Below are 17,084 nucleotides of genomic sequence, written 5' to 3'. Positions count from 1 at the left end.
ACCGTATTCAGTGCCATCCTTTTAACCTAATCAAATACTATAAGGTCTTTAGTAAATTTATTGAGAACTTCACATCCATCTTTTGTCACTACTACTAAATCTTCTATTCTCACACCATATTTACCTTCTAAATAAATTCCCGGTTCTATTGAAAATACCATTCCCTCAACAACTTCCATATCATTTGATGAGCTAACATCAGGATATTCATGTACATTAATTCCTATATTATGTCCTGTTCTATGAATAAAATACTTACCGTATCCTCCATCTTCTATAACTTTCCTCGCTGCTCTATCTATATCACTAAACTTAACTCCCGGTTTAACTGCCTCAATTGCAGCTTTATTAGCTTTATACACTAAATCATATATTTTCTTGTATTCTTCATCTGGTTTTCCATAAAATAAACTTCTAGTCATATCTGAAGCATAATCGTCTTTAATACACCCAATATCTATAATAATACAACTATTTTCTTTAAGTTCTGTATTATCTGATGCATGATGAGGTTCAGCAGCATTTGCTCCATAACATATAAGAGGTTCAAATGAAAAACCACTACATCCATATTTTGAATATATCTCAGCTAATTTTTTAGAAGCTTCTATTTCACTGCATCCTTTTTTTATAAATTCAATTATTTCTTCCATGGCTTTATCATTTATAGCTGAAGCTTTTCTCATTAATTCAATTTCTTGTTCATCTTTTATCATTCTAGCTTCATCTACTACTATTGAACCATTTTCCACTTTCAATCCATTTTTTTTCTTGAGAAGACTAATTAAAAAACGAGAAGGCCATTCTTTATCTATTCCAACAACTTTACTCTCATCTATCACTTCGGCTAAATCATCTATAGGATTATCAGTATCCTTATGAATATGTACTTTTACCCCCAAATCTTTAGTAATAGGAAACAGTTCATTTACAAACAATTTAGCTTCTCCATTTGTATCAATAAAAAGTGCAAGCATTCTCTCACCTGGATGAATCCACTCACCTAATAAATAAAATATAGAGTCTGAAGAAGTTACTATCATTTGGTCAATATTGTATTTTTCCATATTTTTTATAACTTTCTCTAACCTTTTTTTATTCATCTTTCTTCTCCTTTCCTTTTATAAATATAATTTTATTCTAACCTAATTTAAATATATTTTTATCTTTTTATATCGATTTCGTTAATTTTTTCTCATATCTATTCCAAATAAGAATTCCAAGCCAACTCACAAAGAAACCTCCACCTATTATCTCTATTTCATAAATAAGTTTTTGTGTTATTGTACTATATTCGTCAGATGGTATGAATGCAAGTGCCATACCAAGTAAGCAACATAATAAGCCAACTATAGCTACTGTTTTTGCCACAGATGGATTTTTAGAAACTTTGAATGGTCTTTCTTCATTAGGTCTATTTTTTCTTAATGATAAAAATGATACATAAAGAAGTACATATGGAATTAAACTTGTTAATGCAGTCATAGTTACCAATATAGAATAAATAGCATTTACAGAAGGTAATAATACCATAAGAAGCATTATTATAGAAACACCTATCGCTTGAACTATAAGTGCATTTTGTGGTACACCATATTTATTTTCTTTTGTTAAAAATTCAGGAAATACTCCCTGCTTTACACTTTCAAATAACATTGTAGTTGGTGACATTAAATACACACTCAACCCACCAAAACCACTTACAACAACAAGTACAGCTATAAATTTTATAAACCATCCTCCTATACCAAGTTTTTCAGCAATAAGCCTAAATGCTTCCATCAATCCACTAGCTGCTCCTATTTTATCTGGAGTCATCATAAAAGTAATAGACATTGTTCCAATTATATAAAGTCCAGCCACCAATGCAGCTGATGTAAATATAGCTCTTGGAAATACCTTTTGAGCATCTTTAACTTCTCCTGCAAATGCTGCTGTAGTTTCAACACCTGCCATAGCAAACATAAGAGAAGATAACATAGAAATATTAGAACTATCTCTAAAATCCGGTATAAGATTTGATAGTGTATATGAAGTAGCTATTGGATTTTTATAAATAAATACTGAAGCAAAACCAAGCCCTATAAGTAGTACTGAAGGAACTATACTTCCCAATAGTCCACCTATATTTGAAAACCATTTCCCAAGACTTAAACCTTTAAGATTAACAATTGTTATAAACCAAAATACTCCAAGTACCATAGGTATTACAAATAATTTATTTTCTGCTAACTCAGGTTTTCCTATAACATATGCAGATGATACTGTAATAAAAGTTAGATAACCTGGATACCAAAATATCTTAGCTGTCCAGTTAAGCCAAGAAACCATATATCCCCATTTTTCTCCATATGCCTCCTTAACCCATATAAACATACCTCCTTGACGAGGATATGTAGCTGCAAGTTCTGATGCAACAAGAGCACTTGGAACGAAAAACAAAAATGCTGCAAGAAGCCACATAAAAACAGAACCTGCTCCATATCCAGCTGCAACAGCCATCCATCTAACACCAAATAACGCTGCTATATTCATGAAAACTAAATCCCAAAATCCTATAGTTTTTTTCATAAAATCTCCTCCACCTCTTTTTCATATGATTTAAATATTTCTAATTTTCCCCGGGGTATAAAATAAATTAGAAAGACTTTAAAAAATTTTAAAAAAATTTCAATTACATTTAATATAATAACATAATGTTTTTTATATTTCTATAATTTTTTCAATTTTACAGTAATTTTTTTAGTATTTGCATAAAAATAATTTGTCATGTAATTTATATATTAAAATCATTTTAATATACTTAAAATCTAATTTTTATTTTTTATTGAAATTCTTTTTGTTTTATAATAAACTTAATAGTAACTTTCACTTAATAAAAAAAATTAAAGGATAGGTAAAAAATGATTGATAAAATTTCAGAAAAAATTAGGAATTTACGTAAAGAACAAAATTTAACTTTAAAAGATTTAAGTGAAAAAACAGGTCTATCTGTAAGTTTCCTTTCGCAAGTAGAAAGGGGAAGTTCATCTTTAGCTATAACATCACTCAAAAAAATTGCAGATGCTTTAAATGTTCCCATGTCGTATTTTTTTAAAAACTTCGATAATCATAAATTTCTTGTAAAATCGAGTGAACAAAAACCTTTCAAAATAGAAGGTTCTAACTCAGAATTTATTAGACTAAGCGGAAATTTTCCAGATAGGATTTTAGAAGCTATTATAGTTACTATTCCTCCGGGAGAAAAACATGGACATAAATTTAATCATCCCGGTGAAGAATTTATATATGTACTAGAAGGACTTCTTTTAGTCAATTTAGATGGGAAAGACTATATTGTAAAAGCAGGAGACTCTATTCATTATCCATCCGAAATTACTCATCTTTGGATAAACCCACTTGAAAAAAATACTAAAATTTTAAGTATTTTAACTCCAGTTATTTTTTAAAATAATTAAAAGACGGTTCTTTTAATCACAAAATAATTTTTAAAAAAGAACCGTCTACCATATTAACATTTTTTCTCAAGTATTTTTTCTTCTAATTTAATAATTTCATCAATCACATCATCATCTAATTTTGAAAATATTTCATTTCTATATTTTTTACTCAATTCTTGTCTAGACATACTTCCTCTGTCTTTTAAATCACTCCAATGTATCTTTCTCCTCTTATTATATAAATCAATATCAACTATTCTCGTCCCGTCATCTAAATGCTCTAATCCCAAAAGAATTTTTTTTATATATTCAGGTTCATAAAAAGTAAAAAATCTAATACAATAAGTTCCAACACTCAAAAATATTAAAGCTGCATCAGTTCCCCAACGTTCGCCCAATATAAGTCCTAAATCTAATTGTTCAATTACTTTAATAAGTCTTTTATAATGCATTGAATAATTTCCATAGCTATCATATATTTTTATTTTTAATTCATACCAATCTCTATTTCCTAAACCTAAATTGAGGTATCTGAGATCATGAATTTTAAGCTGTTTTATAAGTTCAGGAAAATTTTCATTTATGTATATAGACTTATCATATAAATTTTCAAGTCTTAAAGGTTTATTTAAATTATTTTGTGTAAATACAACTACACTACCACAGTTATTTTTTTCTAATAAATCCTCAAGTTTTCCAGTAATACCCCCATAATCTTTCTGAATCTCTTTTATAATTCTTTCTGTGTCTCCAAAAGTTTTCATTACAATTATCCTTGGAGCAATTCTAATATTTTTTAATAAATCATATCTCTTATCATTAATGATTTTACTTAAGATTATATCAGATAGACAATATACAACTAATATATCAACTATATCACCAAATCTAACTATTTCCTTCATTTTTTCTGTTAAAATTACTACTGTAGAAGTTTCGTTAGATTTTTCAAGTGCAGTATTCATATCTGTTTCTAATGAATCAAAATTTTCTTTTAAATAATTTTTTAACTCCTTTATATACAAACTTTCTATTATAAGAAATTTAGGACCACTTCTTATAAGTGATAACATATTATTCCCCCCTGCTAAAAACCTGTTTTTCCTTTACACAAACGACTATCATCTGTTCCAAATGGATATGGAAGTGTAAAAATTTTTTCGCTTTTAAACAATAACACATTTATGCTTGATATACCGTTTAAATACACTTTTTCATCTTTTATTTTAGTTTTAAGAGTTAAATCATGACCAAATAAATTATATTTTCTAGAATCTTTTAAAATTTCATCTGGAAAATGGCTAACTTTAATCTCTATCCCCTCTATATTGATAATATCGCTTTTTTCTATAATTATACTTCTTTTAATTAAACTATTTACAACTTCTTTATTATCATGATTTCCCAATGAAATATATATCTTTTCTGCTCTCGAACTTTCTAAAATATCTATTATTTTTTTTAAATTTTTTCTATACTCACAAATTTTATTAGGATATATTTCTAACTTAATATTATCAACAATATCTCCTGTATGAACGATATAATTAGGTCTTAATTCTCTTATAAATTTATCAAGTCCTCTGTAAAGCATAGCCGGTGTATCCGATATATGAAGCAATATCTTTTCTCTAGTATTTACTAATTCCTTCGGTATATATATACCACCAAAAAGATAATAAAAAAACTCTTTAAATCTTTTTTTCATCAGAATTTCCTCTATTCATCATTTTTTTATCTCAAAATCTTTATAGAGCAAACTAGGTTGTATACCTTTATTATTTTGATATTTACCGCTTGAATACTTTTCATAATCCCCTTCTATACTGTGATAATATATCTGACATATTTCTACATTTGGATATACTCGTATTGGCTGTATGCAAAATATTTCTAACGTCCAATATCCACAAAAACCTACATCGCCAAACCCTGCCGTCACATGAATAAATAAACCTAATCTCCCTATAGAAGAACGTCCTTCCAGCATTGGAACATATTTATCTGTCTTCGTATATTCAACTGTTCTTCCTAAATAAAGTTTATTAGGCTCAAGAATCAATCCTTCTGGAGGAATAATAATTTTTTTAGTCTTATTTTCAGATTTCATATCCAATATATTATTTTCATAAACTAATAATTCATTATGAAGTCTTAAATTATAACTATTTGGATTTAATTGATTTTCATTAAAAGGTTCTATTACTATTTCTTTTCCAAGTTTATTTTTTATTTCTTTACCAGAAAGTATCATATTTTTTCCTCCCTCTCAAAATCTATCATCAAAACTCAATAAAAGAAAAAAAGCATATACCATAAAATTAAATATATAAAAGTCTTTCAATACTAAAATTTTATTTACACTTCACTCTGTAAATAATTTCCAAATTCAATATTATATTCAAACTAAATAAAAATTAATAACCTTAATTTTCATAATTATAAACCTATATAATAAACAAAATTATGTCGAATTCATATTTTTATTATATATTATTTTTTGTCGAAAATAATATCATTTTTTATCGACATTTTAATCGACAAATTTTATGCAAAAAATGTTGTCAATAAATAAAACTTTAGCCTTTGACTAAATTTGTCAAAGGCTATTTTTTTAAATTCAAATATTCAACAATTTTTTAATCTATCAAAAATACTAAAATTTGTCATCTCAATAAAATTTACAAATTTAATTATTATATATCACTTATTTTTTCCAATTTTAAGCTCCCTTGCATAATAAAATAAATACTGTTGTGCAAATCCGGCTAAATTTCCAAATTTCTCTTCAGCAAATTTTTGTATTTTTTTTAAACTTGTCCCCTCCGGAACATAAAAATACTCCATAACCCTTTTTACCCATACATCTATAGGAAATGCATCACTTTTATCCATTGAAAAAAACATCACACAATCTGAAACTTTAGGTCCCACACCAGAAAACTTCATTAATTCTTCTCTTGCTTTAAAGGTCTCTAAATTTTTCAAATTATAAATATCTATCTCCTTATTTACTACAAGTTTTGCTGCATTTAATATATATTTTCCTCTAAACCCTATACCTTTAAAATTAATATCTTCAAGACTTAAATTATATAATTTTTCTGGTTTTGGAAAACTGTAATATTTTTTTCCTCTATAATTTCCTATATAACTGCCATAATTTTCACTTAAAGCTTCTATAGCCCTTTTTATCATTGGTATTCTATTATTTGCAGATATTATGAAAGAAATAAGAGTTTCCCATTCATCTTGCTTAAGTATTCTTATTCCATAACCAAATTCTACAGAAGTTTTCATTGTTTCATCAATTGCAGATAATTTTTCTTTTATTTTTCCATAATCCCTATCTAAATCAAAGTAACTATGCCATATATTTTTAAAATCGTTATAATTCGTATTATCAATATAAACCTTATCATGTTCTTTTCTTAAATTTATTACCTTTCCAAAAGCTACTCCTGTATAACTCCCATCCTCTTCCTTATTCCATCTAAAACATTGTCCACATTCAAATATATGAGGTAGCTCAAAATCCTTTATATTCTCTAAAACTATACCATTTTCTATTTCTTTTACATGCATTTAATATCACCTCAAAAATCAACTTACAACTATTATATCAGTCTGCAACTCTCATTAAAAGAACTTAAACTAAAATATACTTTTTTATCAATTATACAGATATACCAGCCTCAGCAAATGTAATCATTTCATTATTCATATATGTAGCTGATTCGATTAAACTTAGAGCAAGTACAGCTCCTGTTCCCTCTCCAAGTCTCATATCCATATAAAGCATAGGTTTTAATCCTAAAAGCTCTGATGCATATATCGCTCCCTTCTCCTTTGAAGCATGAGAAGGTATAAGAAAATTCTTAGTCTTTGGTTCTATAGTACATGCTATAAGAGCAGCAGCTGAAGAAATAAATCCATCTACTACTACCGGTATTCTATTAGCAGCTCCAGCAAGCATTACTCCAGCCATTCCAGCTATTTCAAGTCCACCAACTTTAGCAAGGACATCTATCCCGTCCTTTGGATTAGGACTGTTTACTTCTATAGCTCTCTTTACTACCCCTGCTTTGTATTTAAGTTTATCTACTGGAAAATTTGCTCCTATTCCAGTTACTTCAAAAGGGTCATATCCACCTATAACTGAAACAATAGCAGCACTAGGAGTAGTATTACATATTCCCATTTCTCCAGTTGCTAAAATGTTTTTACCTTTTTTAATCTGCTCCTCAGCAACCTCTATTCCAACTTCTAAAGCTCTTATAGCTTCCTCTCTGCTCATAGCAGGTCCTTTAGCCATATTATCTGTTCCATATTTTACTTTTTTATTTATCACTCCAGGTTCATTTATATCAACTTTTACTCCTATATCTACCGGTACTACATCAGCCCCTACATACTTTGCTAATGCACAAACGCCAGTAACTCCTCTTGCCATATTTTTTGTTTGAATTTCTGTTACTTCTTGTGGAAATACTACAACTCCTTCTTCAAATACTCCATGATCTGCTGCCATAACTATAACAGCTTTTTTATCCACCTTTGGATAAATTTCTCCTGTTATTCCTGCTAGCTGAATAACTATCTCTTCTAATCTTCCTAAACTCCCAGGTGGCTTGATAAGATTATCTACTCTTTCTTTTGCTTTTTCCATGGCTTTACTATCAAGCTCACCAATCCTTTTAATAGTTTCTTTTAACAAAATCATAATTATTCCTCCCTCTATATTTTAAAATTTATTTTTTAGCTTATATAATAACATTAAAATTCTATCCTTTAATTTTTAATGTCAATTTTATAAAATTTTTATAATTTTTAATTACTAAACTAACTTGATTTTGCTTTTTAAACTTTTATTTTTATGCAAAAAAAGTTCATAGTTTATTTGTGCATGACAAACAAACCATGAACTTTACCATCATTCATGAGTCAATAAATTATAGGCAGGTCTCCTGGCTCAGGTTCAACACCTTCAAACGCCTTCCCAGATTAATATCCAGTGGCATAGTGTTTAAAGGCTCCCCTTTACAGTGGCGGGTCCGCTGGAGATTTCCACTCCATTCCCTATTCTCCCTAAAATGGGCACCTATAATTTTTATATTGACTTATATATTTAAATCTATTCTACATATCTAAAAAAACTCCTGCTACTAAAAGAGAACCTACTATAAATTATTTTTGTAGGTTCTCCTTCATTAAACAAGTTTATACATCTATTTTATACAATTTTAGTAATTTCCTTGTGCATGCATAGCCTCAGCAACTTTTAAAAATCCAGCTATATTCGCACCAGCAACTAAATTATATCCGAATCCATATTCTTCAGCTGCTTTCATAGCATTATTATGAATGTTAACCATTATTTCATGAAGCTTCTTATCTACTTCTTCTCTAGTCCAAGACATTCTCATACTATTCTGTGACATTTCAAGAGCTGAAGTAGCAACTCCACCGGCATTAGCAGCTTTAGCAGGTCCTACCAACACTCCGTTCTTTTGGAAGTACTCAATTGCTTCATTTGTACATGGCATATTTGCACCTTCAACTACAAACTTAATACCATTAGCAACAATTTTCTTAGCATGTTCCAAAGTAATATCATTTTGTATAGCACATGGCATTATTATATCAACTTTTACTCCCCATGGTTTTTCTCCTGGGAAAAACTCTACACCGTACTTGTCTGCATAATCCTTAACTCTAGCACCTTTATTTTCTTTTAACATTTCAACTAAATAGTCTATCTTTTCTCCAGTTACTCCATCTGGGTCATAAATATATCCATCTGGGCCTGAAAGAGTAACTACTTTACCCCCTAATTCAGCAACTTTTTGACATACTCCCCAAGCAACATTACCATATCCTGATATAGCAACAGTCTTACCTTCAAAAGTTTCTCCTTCATGCTTTAACATTTCTTGAGCAAAATAAGTTACACCAAAACCAGTAGCTTCAGGTCTAATTAAACTACCACCATATGCTAAACCTTTACCAGTAAGAACCCCGTTTTCAAAAGCTCCTCTAATTCTTCTATATTGTCCATAAAGGTATCCAATTTCTCTACCACCAACTCCAATATCTCCAGCTGGAACATCAACATCTGGTCCAATGTGTCTATAAAGTTCAGTCATAAAACTTTGACAAAATCTCATAATTTCAGCATCTGATTTTCCTCTTGGGTCAAAATCGGAACCACCTTTACCTCCACCTATTGGAAGACCAGTCAATGAATTTTTAAAAATTTGTTCAAATCCTAAAAACTTGATAATTCCAATATATACGGAAGGATGAAATCTTAAACCTCCTTTGTATGGTCCTATAGCTCCATTAAACTGAACTCTAAAACCTCTATTTACTTGAACCTTACCACTATCATCTACCCAAGGAACTCTGAATATTATTTGTCTTTCAGGCTCAGTAATTCTCTCTAATAAATTAGCTTCTATATACTCTGGATGCTTTTCTAAAACCGGCTCTAAAGAAACTAGTACTTCCTCAACTGCTTGAATAAACTCAGGTTCGCTAGCATTTCTAGCTTTAACTTTCTCAATTACTTCTTTAATATACTCTTTTGCATTTAGATTTTGACCTGCCATTGGAAGAAACCCCCTTGTTTTGCTAATAAAAATTAATTTTTATTTTCTTTCTTTTGCCACCAAAAACATGACAAAAGAATAAATTCAATAAATAATCAAATAATAATTCAAATAAAAAAATTTACTTCAAAGGGACAGTATTTAATTGGAAATTACGGGAAAACACAAGGTAAAACGTTTTCCTTGAGCTTACTTAAAAATTTCCTTTCCCCCTTCACAACTGCATTATAACATACATATACATATTTGTAAACATTTTATCAATATTATATTTTTAAACTTCTTACACATACATTTATTGCCAATACATTTATAGATGTCATATTTTCTATTTCTCTTTTTATATGCTTTTGTAAATTCTTAATAACAGTTGTCACTACATTTCCATAACTTAAAATTACATCTATGTCTACAACTATTCCATGTGGATAATTTTTTATATATATTTTAGTAAATTTATAAAAACCTTCTGTATTTTGTCCTACAAATTTTATTATCTGTATAATTGCTTTATCAGATATTACATATTTCCCCCTGTAACTATAAGTCGGTCTAACTACAGACTTTTCCGATACCTGCAAAGTATTATCCTTTTTTCTTCTAAAAATCCTCAAAGGATTTAAAAAGTATCCAGAAAAATGTTTTTTTAATTCAAAAGTCGGAACAGGTATAACATGTTTTCCTTCTTTATTTCTAGATATTTGAGCTAATTTTATTTCTTCTTCAGTAGATATATCATGAATATAAACTATTTCGTCTATATAATTAATTCCAAGATTTTCTGATATATTTCTAACCATTTTTTCAGAAGTTCCAAGTATTAATATACTCTTAGGTTTTTCTCTCTCTATAGCATCTATTACTGATTTTCTATGTTCCTCATTTAAAAAAAGTGCTCGTTTTACAGCTGATATTTTAGTTAATTCTCTTTTAGCTGACTTGCCAGCTATTATTTTATTTTCCCTAATTAACAAACCATCATCTATAATATATTCTATATCCTTTTCATGAGCTAAAGATAAAGCTTTATAACTTTTCCCCGTTCCACTTTTTCCTACAAGAGCTATTACTTTCATATATCACTATTACCTCCAACAAATTATCTAATAAATTATTTCATCGATTACTATTTCTATACTCTAACAACTCCTATACAATATATATATAAATACAATGATAATCATTATATTTTAGATTTTTTTTTGATTTTTTTAAATAGGTTTATTGTTTGCTGTATTAATTATACTGTATAATGCTATCAGTAGCAAAATTAATTTTTAATCATTAATTAAAAGGAGGACTTTAAAATGGCTTATAAAATTACTGATGCTTGTATAAGCTGCGGAGCTTGTGAACCAGAGTGCCCAGTAAATGCAATTAGTGCTGGAGATGACAAATATGTAATTGATGCTGCTGCATGTATTGATTGTGGAGCTTGTGCTAATGTTTGTCCAGTAGACGCTCCTCAAGCAGAGTAATATATATACATAAAGCTTAAAAAGGTTAAGCTTAGGCTTAACCTTTTTCATTTAAGTTTTTTATATCGTCTTTTGATTGACCTTACTTAAAAACTTTAGTAATGCCTTTTCTTCATTAAGTGTTATATCACTAAGTATAAATTCCAATAAATTATTTTGATTATCAATAATTTTATCATATACTTTTTTACCTTCTTCAGTAAGCATTACCATATAAACTCTTTTATCATCTTTTGATTTTTCCTTTTTAAAATACCCTCCTGCTACCATTTTATTCACTACAGATGCTATTATTCCTCTATCTACCCCTGTTTTATTAACTAAATTATATATAGACATCATGCTATTTTGCCCAATAATTTTAATTATATATATATCGAGAAAAGATAAAACTTCCCCCTTTAAACCTAACTTAAAACCTCTTTTATCTAAAACTATAATATTATGTATTATTTTTTCAATCATTTTATTTATCTCTTTATAATAATTGGCCATAAAACCACCTACTGATAATAGTTTTCAATTAATTATAGCATAAAGAAAAAAAAACAGCAAATACTGCTGTTTTTTTACTATAAAAATAGTATTTCTTATTTTAATATATCTTTTATTTCATCAGTTTTTGCAACTCTTCCCTTTATTACTACCTTTTCATCTACTACAAGAGCCGGAGTCTTCATTACTCCATATTTCATTATTTCAGCAAAATCTTCTACCTTCTCAATAGTAGCATCAATACCTAATTCTTCTACTGCTTTTTTAGCATTTTCCTCAAGTTTTTTACAATTTGCACATCCTGAACCTAATACTTTTATAACCATTTTAATTCCTCCTTAAATATTTTTATATTAATAAATGGGCAATCCCATTAAATAAATATCCAACTAAAATAATACCTATACCTGTAATTATTATAAAAGCAGCTATAAGTTTAGGTTTAATAACTTTTCTTAGTAATATTACTTCTGGCAATGACAGTGCAGTTGTAGCCATCATAAATGACAAAGCTGTACCTATTCCAACGCCTTTATTAATTAACGCTTCTGCTATAGGTATTGTTCCCAACGCATTTGAATATAGCGGTATACCTATTACAACTGCTACTAATACTGCAAATGGATTGTTTGGTCCAGCATATTTAGCAAGAACTGGTGCTGGTGCCCATCCATGAATAACTGCACCTATTCCTATACCTATCATCAAAAATAACCATATTCTTTTCACTATATCTCTAACGTTATCAATGGCAAATCTAACTCTTTGTTTTGTTGTTAACTTTTCTATTTCTGTTTCTCCCATCTGTATTTGATATACATATTCTTCTACTTCCTTTTCCATATTAAGCCTTCCAATTATTAATCCTCCTATAACTCCTACAACAACACCTGTTATAACATATACAATTGCTATCTTCCAGCCAAAAGATGCCAAAAGAATAGCAAAAGCAGCCTCATTTACAATAGGTGATGTAATTAAAAATGAAAATGTAAGACCTAAAGGAACTCCTGCTTCAACAAATCCTATAAAAATTGGAACTGATGAACATGAACAAAAAGGTGTCACTATACCTAGAAGAGATGCCATAATATTTCCTGTTATTCCCTTGAATTTACTCAATATTTTTTTAGTTCTTTCCGGTGGAAAATAACTTCTGATATATGAAATAGTAAAAATCATTATAGCTAATAAAATAATTATTTTTATTGTATCATAAATAAAAAAGTGTATGCTCGAACCAAGTCTTGTAGACATAGGTACTTTGAACACATTTTCTACAAGTCTTTCAATCAATTTGTAAAGCCATGTAAATTTTAAAATATTATTAATCCAGCTAAGCATTTTATATTCCTCCTAATTGACTGGCAATCCTTTTTATTTCTTCTTGAACCAACTTTTCAACTATTTTTACAATTTCTAATATCTCTTTATCTTTTATACTGTAATTAATTCTAGTTCCATCTCTTTCCTGAATAAGTATATTTGCATCTCTAAGTATTTTTAAGTGTTGAGAAAGATTTGACTGACTTAATTCTATATCTTGATTTAATTCACAAACACACAATGTTCCCTTAGATAATTTTTTTACTATTTGAAGTCTTGTTGGGTGAGCTAAAGCCTTTAAAACCTCTACTTCCATATTTAATAAATTCAATAAATCATCCACCCTTTCTTTATAATATTAATATATTATGATTTTCTAATATATTTCCATCATCATTATATTTCTTTCTTATTTGTTTGTCAATAATTTATCTAAAAATAAATCTCTTTTTAATGCCTTTTTAGCCTAATAGTTCCAAGTTTCCAAATCAAATCTCTAGTGCTTTTTATAATTCTTAATTTTTAATTCTTAACTCTTAATTCTTAATTTTCTGCTCTTATACAGCAAAAAAAGCGTCATTAGACGCCTTTAGCCAATTTGTTTTATCATACTTCTTGATGCTACTATATCTGCACCAGTTCCTAAAATATCTTTTATAATAATTTCTCCCATTTTTATAGGTGCTTGAACTTCAATCGAATTTATAATCTGCATACACTCAAATATTTTATCTTTTGGAACAGGTTTATTTGTCTTTACAGGTATTCTATTTAATAATCCATCTTTAATTCTTACTGTAGTTGTAAGAACTCTCGTTGGATTAGTCATCTCTTTAATAGCATATTCCTTTCCTCTATTACATTTATTACCAGTAACTGTATATTCATCATCATTTTTTGTAACAGTCAATCTACATCCTAAAGGACATACAATACAAACCATTTCTTTTTTATCCATTTAAGCTCCCTCCTTTTCAAGAGAAATGATTATCTGCTCACCTTCTAAAGCCAATAAATCCTCTTTATTAATTTTTACTCTCTCCATTTCTCCGGGAGCAAGATGTTTTTTCTTTATACATTTTATTTCTTTTCCATCTATACTAACTTTCATCTTCATATCTGAATATACATTATCAACTCTCATAAAAACTTCTAACTCTTTATCAATATTATCTATCCTAACTTTTTGAGGAACAATATACCTTATACCTTTTCCTGCCTTAGTTTTCAATTCTTTACTACTATCTTTTAACTCATTTTTAACAAATCTAGCTGCACTTTTACCAGCTCTTCTACTTTCTTCAGTTACAAAATCTACCAAATCATGAACATGTACTACATTTCCACAAGCAAATATTCCTTCTATACTAGTTTCCATTGATTCATTGACAACAGGTCCTGAAGTTACAGAATCAATTTCTATACCTGTATTTATAGATAATTCATTTTCTGGAATAAGCCCTACAGACAACAGTAATGTATCACACTCAAAATATTTTTCTGTACCTGGAATAGGTTTTCTATTTTCATCTACTTTTGCAATAACAACACCCTCTACTCTATCTTTACCTTTAATATCTATCACTGTATGACTAAGTAAAAGAGGTATATTGTAATCATCAAGACATTGAACTATATTTCTAGTAAGCCCATTTGAATAAGGCATAAGTTCAGCTACTGCAAGCACCTGTGCACCTTCAAGAGTCATTCTCCTAGCCATTATAAGTCCTATATCTCCAGAACCTAATATTACCACTTTTTTGCCTACCATATAGCCTTCCATATTTACAAATCGCTGTGCAGTTCCTGCAGTAAATATTCCAGCTGGTCTAGTACCCGGAATATTTATTGCTCCTCTAGTTCTTTCCCTACATCCCATGGCAAGTATAATTGCACCTGCTTTTATAGTCATAAATCCATCAGTAGTATTAATTGCACTAACTATTTTATTTCTGCTTATATTTAAAACCATTGTATCTAGCTTATATTCAATCCCTAATTCTCTTAATTCATTTATAAATCTTTCTGCATATTCAGGTCCTGTTAATTCTTCCTTAAATATATGAAGTCCAAAACCATTATGAATACATTGCTGTAAAATTCCTCCTAATTCTCTGTCCCTTTCTATTACTAATATATTATCTACACCATTTTTTTTGGCTTCGATAGCTGCTGCAAGTCCAGCAGGACCTCCTCCTACTATTACAATATCATAATTAAGCATATTAATCCCCCTTATTATCATGCCAGTTTATTTTCTTTTACTTCTTCAATTACTTTATCTGCCTTTTTCGTCTCTCCTACTAAAATATAAGAACTTTTACCATCTTTAACAATTTCCTTAATATCTTTTCCTAATTCCCTTGCAAGGATTTCCATTACTCTTGGTCCGCAAAATCCGCCCTGGCATCTTCCCATACCTGGTCTTACTCTTCTCTTTACTCCATCTACAGTTCTTGCACCTGCATTTCTATGAATTGCATCTACAATTTCACCTTCTGTTATGCTTTCACACCTGCAAATAATCCTTCCATATCTAGGGTCTTTCTTTATAAGTTCTGCCTTTTCATCATCACTTAATTCCATAAATCGAATTACAGGTCTTCTTCTAGGATTAAAGTTTTCCTTCTCTTTTAAACCACCTGCAATATCTTTTACTATATCTACAACATATTCAGCAATTGCCGGAGCAGAAGACAATCCCGGTGAATCTATCCCTGCAACATTTATAAATCCCTTTGCTTCTTTAGATTCTTCAATGATAAAATCACCTGTACTAGATTTAGCTCTTAAACCTGCAAAACTTGTAATAGTAAGGTTAAAAGGTATATCCTTAACACTTTTTCTAGCAGTTTGTCTAACATAGGCAATTCTTTCACTAGTTGTAGATGTATCTTCTCTATCTTCTATATCTTCAGCATCAGGTCCTACTAATAAATTGCCGTGAACAGTAGGTGTTACAAGGACTCCCTTACCAAGCTTTGTTGGTGCTTGAAAAATAACATGTTTTACAAGATTTCCAACACTTTTATCTAAAACATTATATTGTCCTCTTCTTGGTCTAATTTCAAAAGTCTTTGAGGCAACCATCTCATTTATCTTATCTGCATAAATTCCTGCACAGTTTATTATATATTTTGTATTTAATATTTCTTTTCCCATATATATGCAGTATCCTTCTGAAGTTCTTTTAATATCTGTTACCTCACTTTCTAGCTTAATATCCGCACCATTATCAACTGCATTTTCAGCAAGAGCAACAGCTAATTCCCAAGGACTTACTATTCCAGCTGTAGGAGCATATAACGCACCTAAAACATCCTCATTTAAGTTTTCTTCCATTTCTCTTACTTCTTCTTTATTTAAAATTTTCATATTGGGAATACCATTTTTTATTCCTCTCTCATATAATTCTTTTACAACTTCCATTTCCTCCTCATTTGTAGCTATTACTAAAGAACCTATTCTCTTAAAATGAACATCTAACTCTTCACAGACTTTATCAAACATAGGATTTCCAAGTGCATTAAATTTTGCTTTAAGTGTTCCCGGAACAGCATCATATCCTGCATGAACAATAGCACTATTAGCCTTAGTTGCTCCATCTGCTATATCTGAATCCTTTTCAATTAATACTACTTTTAAATCATATCTTGAAAGTTCCCTAAATATAAAAGTTCCAATTATACCAGCTCCTATTATGGCAACATCATACATATATAAACCTCCCTGTT

The 17,084-nt window shown here is 29.3% G+C and carries 18 protein-coding genes and 1 riboswitch; of the genes, 2 read left to right on the top strand and 16 right to left on the bottom strand.

The window, feature by feature from the left end:
- Positions 1–26 precede the first annotated feature (26 nt).
- Positions 27–1,103: a M24 family metallopeptidase gene (locus BUA90_RS06990; protein WP_072967004.1), complete on the bottom strand. Its 1,077-nt coding sequence runs from the start codon at positions 1,101–1,103 to the stop codon at positions 27–29.
- Between the two features lie 67 nt (positions 1,104–1,170).
- Entirely contained in the window at positions 1,171–2,571 is a 1,401-nt protein-coding gene (locus BUA90_RS06985) for an amino acid permease (RefSeq protein WP_072967001.1), read from the bottom strand.
- Between the two features lie 332 nt (positions 2,572–2,903).
- Between BUA90_RS06985 and BUA90_RS06980 the strand changes: the two genes are divergently transcribed.
- Positions 2,904–3,449: a helix-turn-helix domain-containing protein gene (locus BUA90_RS06980; RefSeq protein WP_072966999.1), complete on the top strand. Its 546-nt coding sequence runs from the start codon at positions 2,904–2,906 to the stop codon at positions 3,447–3,449.
- A 62-nt stretch (positions 3,450–3,511) separates the two neighbouring features.
- On the opposite strand, the gene BUA90_RS06975 is transcribed toward BUA90_RS06980, so the two are convergent.
- The 7 genes from BUA90_RS06975 to BUA90_RS06945 form a co-directional block, all read right to left on the bottom strand.
- Entirely contained in the window at positions 3,512–4,513 is a 1,002-nt protein-coding gene (locus tag BUA90_RS06975; RefSeq protein WP_072966997.1) for a hypothetical protein, read from the bottom strand.
- Positions 4,514–4,527: 14 nt separating this feature from the next.
- Positions 4,528–5,148, bottom strand: a complete 621-nt coding sequence (locus BUA90_RS06970) for a metallophosphoesterase (RefSeq protein WP_072966995.1) — start codon at positions 5,146–5,148, stop codon at positions 4,528–4,530.
- Between the two features lie 18 nt (positions 5,149–5,166).
- Positions 5,167–5,694 carry a dCTP deaminase gene (dcd, locus tag BUA90_RS06965; protein WP_072966993.1) on the bottom strand — a complete coding sequence of 176 codons (528 nt, stop codon included), beginning with the start codon at positions 5,692–5,694 and terminating at the stop codon, positions 5,167–5,169.
- Between the two features lie 449 nt (positions 5,695–6,143).
- Entirely contained in the window at positions 6,144–7,025 is an 882-nt protein-coding gene (locus BUA90_RS06960; RefSeq protein ID WP_072966991.1) for a DNA-3-methyladenine glycosylase family protein, read from the bottom strand.
- Positions 7,026–7,116: 91 nt separating this feature from the next.
- Positions 7,117–8,163 carry a nicotinate-nucleotide--dimethylbenzimidazole phosphoribosyltransferase gene (gene cobT, locus BUA90_RS06955; RefSeq protein ID WP_072966989.1) on the bottom strand — a complete coding sequence of 349 codons (1,047 nt, stop codon included), beginning with the start codon at positions 8,161–8,163 and terminating at the stop codon, positions 7,117–7,119.
- Between the two features lie 217 nt (positions 8,164–8,380).
- Positions 8,381–8,560, bottom strand: a riboswitch (cobalamin riboswitch).
- 123 nt (positions 8,561–8,683) lie between these two features.
- Entirely contained in the window at positions 8,684–10,051 is a 1,368-nt protein-coding gene (gdhA, locus tag BUA90_RS06950; RefSeq protein ID WP_072966987.1) for an NADP-specific glutamate dehydrogenase, read from the bottom strand.
- A gap of 266 nt (positions 10,052–10,317) precedes the next feature.
- Entirely contained in the window at positions 10,318–11,127 is an 810-nt protein-coding gene (locus BUA90_RS06945; protein WP_072966985.1) for an Asp23/Gls24 family envelope stress response protein, read from the bottom strand.
- A 231-nt stretch (positions 11,128–11,358) separates the two neighbouring features.
- On the opposite strand from BUA90_RS06945, the gene BUA90_RS06940 reads away from it, so the two are divergent.
- The gene (locus tag BUA90_RS06940; protein WP_072966983.1) at positions 11,359–11,529 is read left to right on the top strand and encodes a 4Fe-4S binding protein; all 171 of its coding nucleotides are present in this window, start codon (positions 11,359–11,361) and stop codon (positions 11,527–11,529) included.
- Between the two features lie 60 nt (positions 11,530–11,589).
- On the opposite strand, the gene BUA90_RS06935 is transcribed toward BUA90_RS06940, so the two are convergent.
- From BUA90_RS06935 to BUA90_RS06905, 7 genes are all read right to left on the bottom strand, one after another.
- Positions 11,590–12,024 (bottom strand): MarR family winged helix-turn-helix transcriptional regulator, encoded by a 435-nt coding sequence (locus BUA90_RS06935; protein WP_072966981.1) that lies wholly within the window; start codon positions 12,022–12,024, stop codon positions 11,590–11,592.
- A gap of 95 nt (positions 12,025–12,119) precedes the next feature.
- Positions 12,120–12,350, bottom strand: a complete 231-nt coding sequence (locus BUA90_RS06930; protein WP_072966979.1) for a thioredoxin family protein — start codon at positions 12,348–12,350, stop codon at positions 12,120–12,122.
- 22 nt (positions 12,351–12,372) lie between these two features.
- The gene (locus tag BUA90_RS06925) at positions 12,373–13,368 is read right to left on the bottom strand and encodes a permease (protein WP_072966977.1); all 996 of its coding nucleotides are present in this window, start codon (positions 13,366–13,368) and stop codon (positions 12,373–12,375) included.
- A 1-nt stretch (position 13,369) separates the two neighbouring features.
- Entirely contained in the window at positions 13,370–13,681 is a 312-nt protein-coding gene (locus tag BUA90_RS06920; protein WP_072966976.1) for an ArsR/SmtB family transcription factor, read from the bottom strand.
- 258 nt (positions 13,682–13,939) lie between these two features.
- Positions 13,940–14,308 (bottom strand): DUF1667 domain-containing protein, encoded by a 369-nt coding sequence (locus tag BUA90_RS06915; protein WP_072966974.1) that lies wholly within the window; start codon positions 14,306–14,308, stop codon positions 13,940–13,942.
- Positions 14,309–15,574, bottom strand: coding sequence for an NAD(P)/FAD-dependent oxidoreductase (locus BUA90_RS06910; RefSeq protein ID WP_094756781.1), 1,266 nt, complete (start codon positions 15,572–15,574; stop codon positions 14,309–14,311). It abuts the gene before it with no gap.
- Positions 15,575–15,591: 17 nt separating this feature from the next.
- Positions 15,592–17,067, bottom strand: coding sequence for an NAD(P)/FAD-dependent oxidoreductase (locus BUA90_RS06905; RefSeq protein ID WP_072966971.1), 1,476 nt, complete (start codon positions 17,065–17,067; stop codon positions 15,592–15,594).
- Between the last annotated feature and the right edge of the window lie 17 nt (positions 17,068–17,084).

The sequence above is a fragment of the Caminicella sporogenes DSM 14501 genome, assembly GCF_900142285.1.
GTDB classification, from domain to species: Bacteria; Bacillota; Clostridia; order Peptostreptococcales; family Caminicellaceae; genus Caminicella; species Caminicella sporogenes.
Note: the sequence above shows the minus strand (reverse complement) of the source record. Positions and strands in the feature narration are given on the sequence as shown.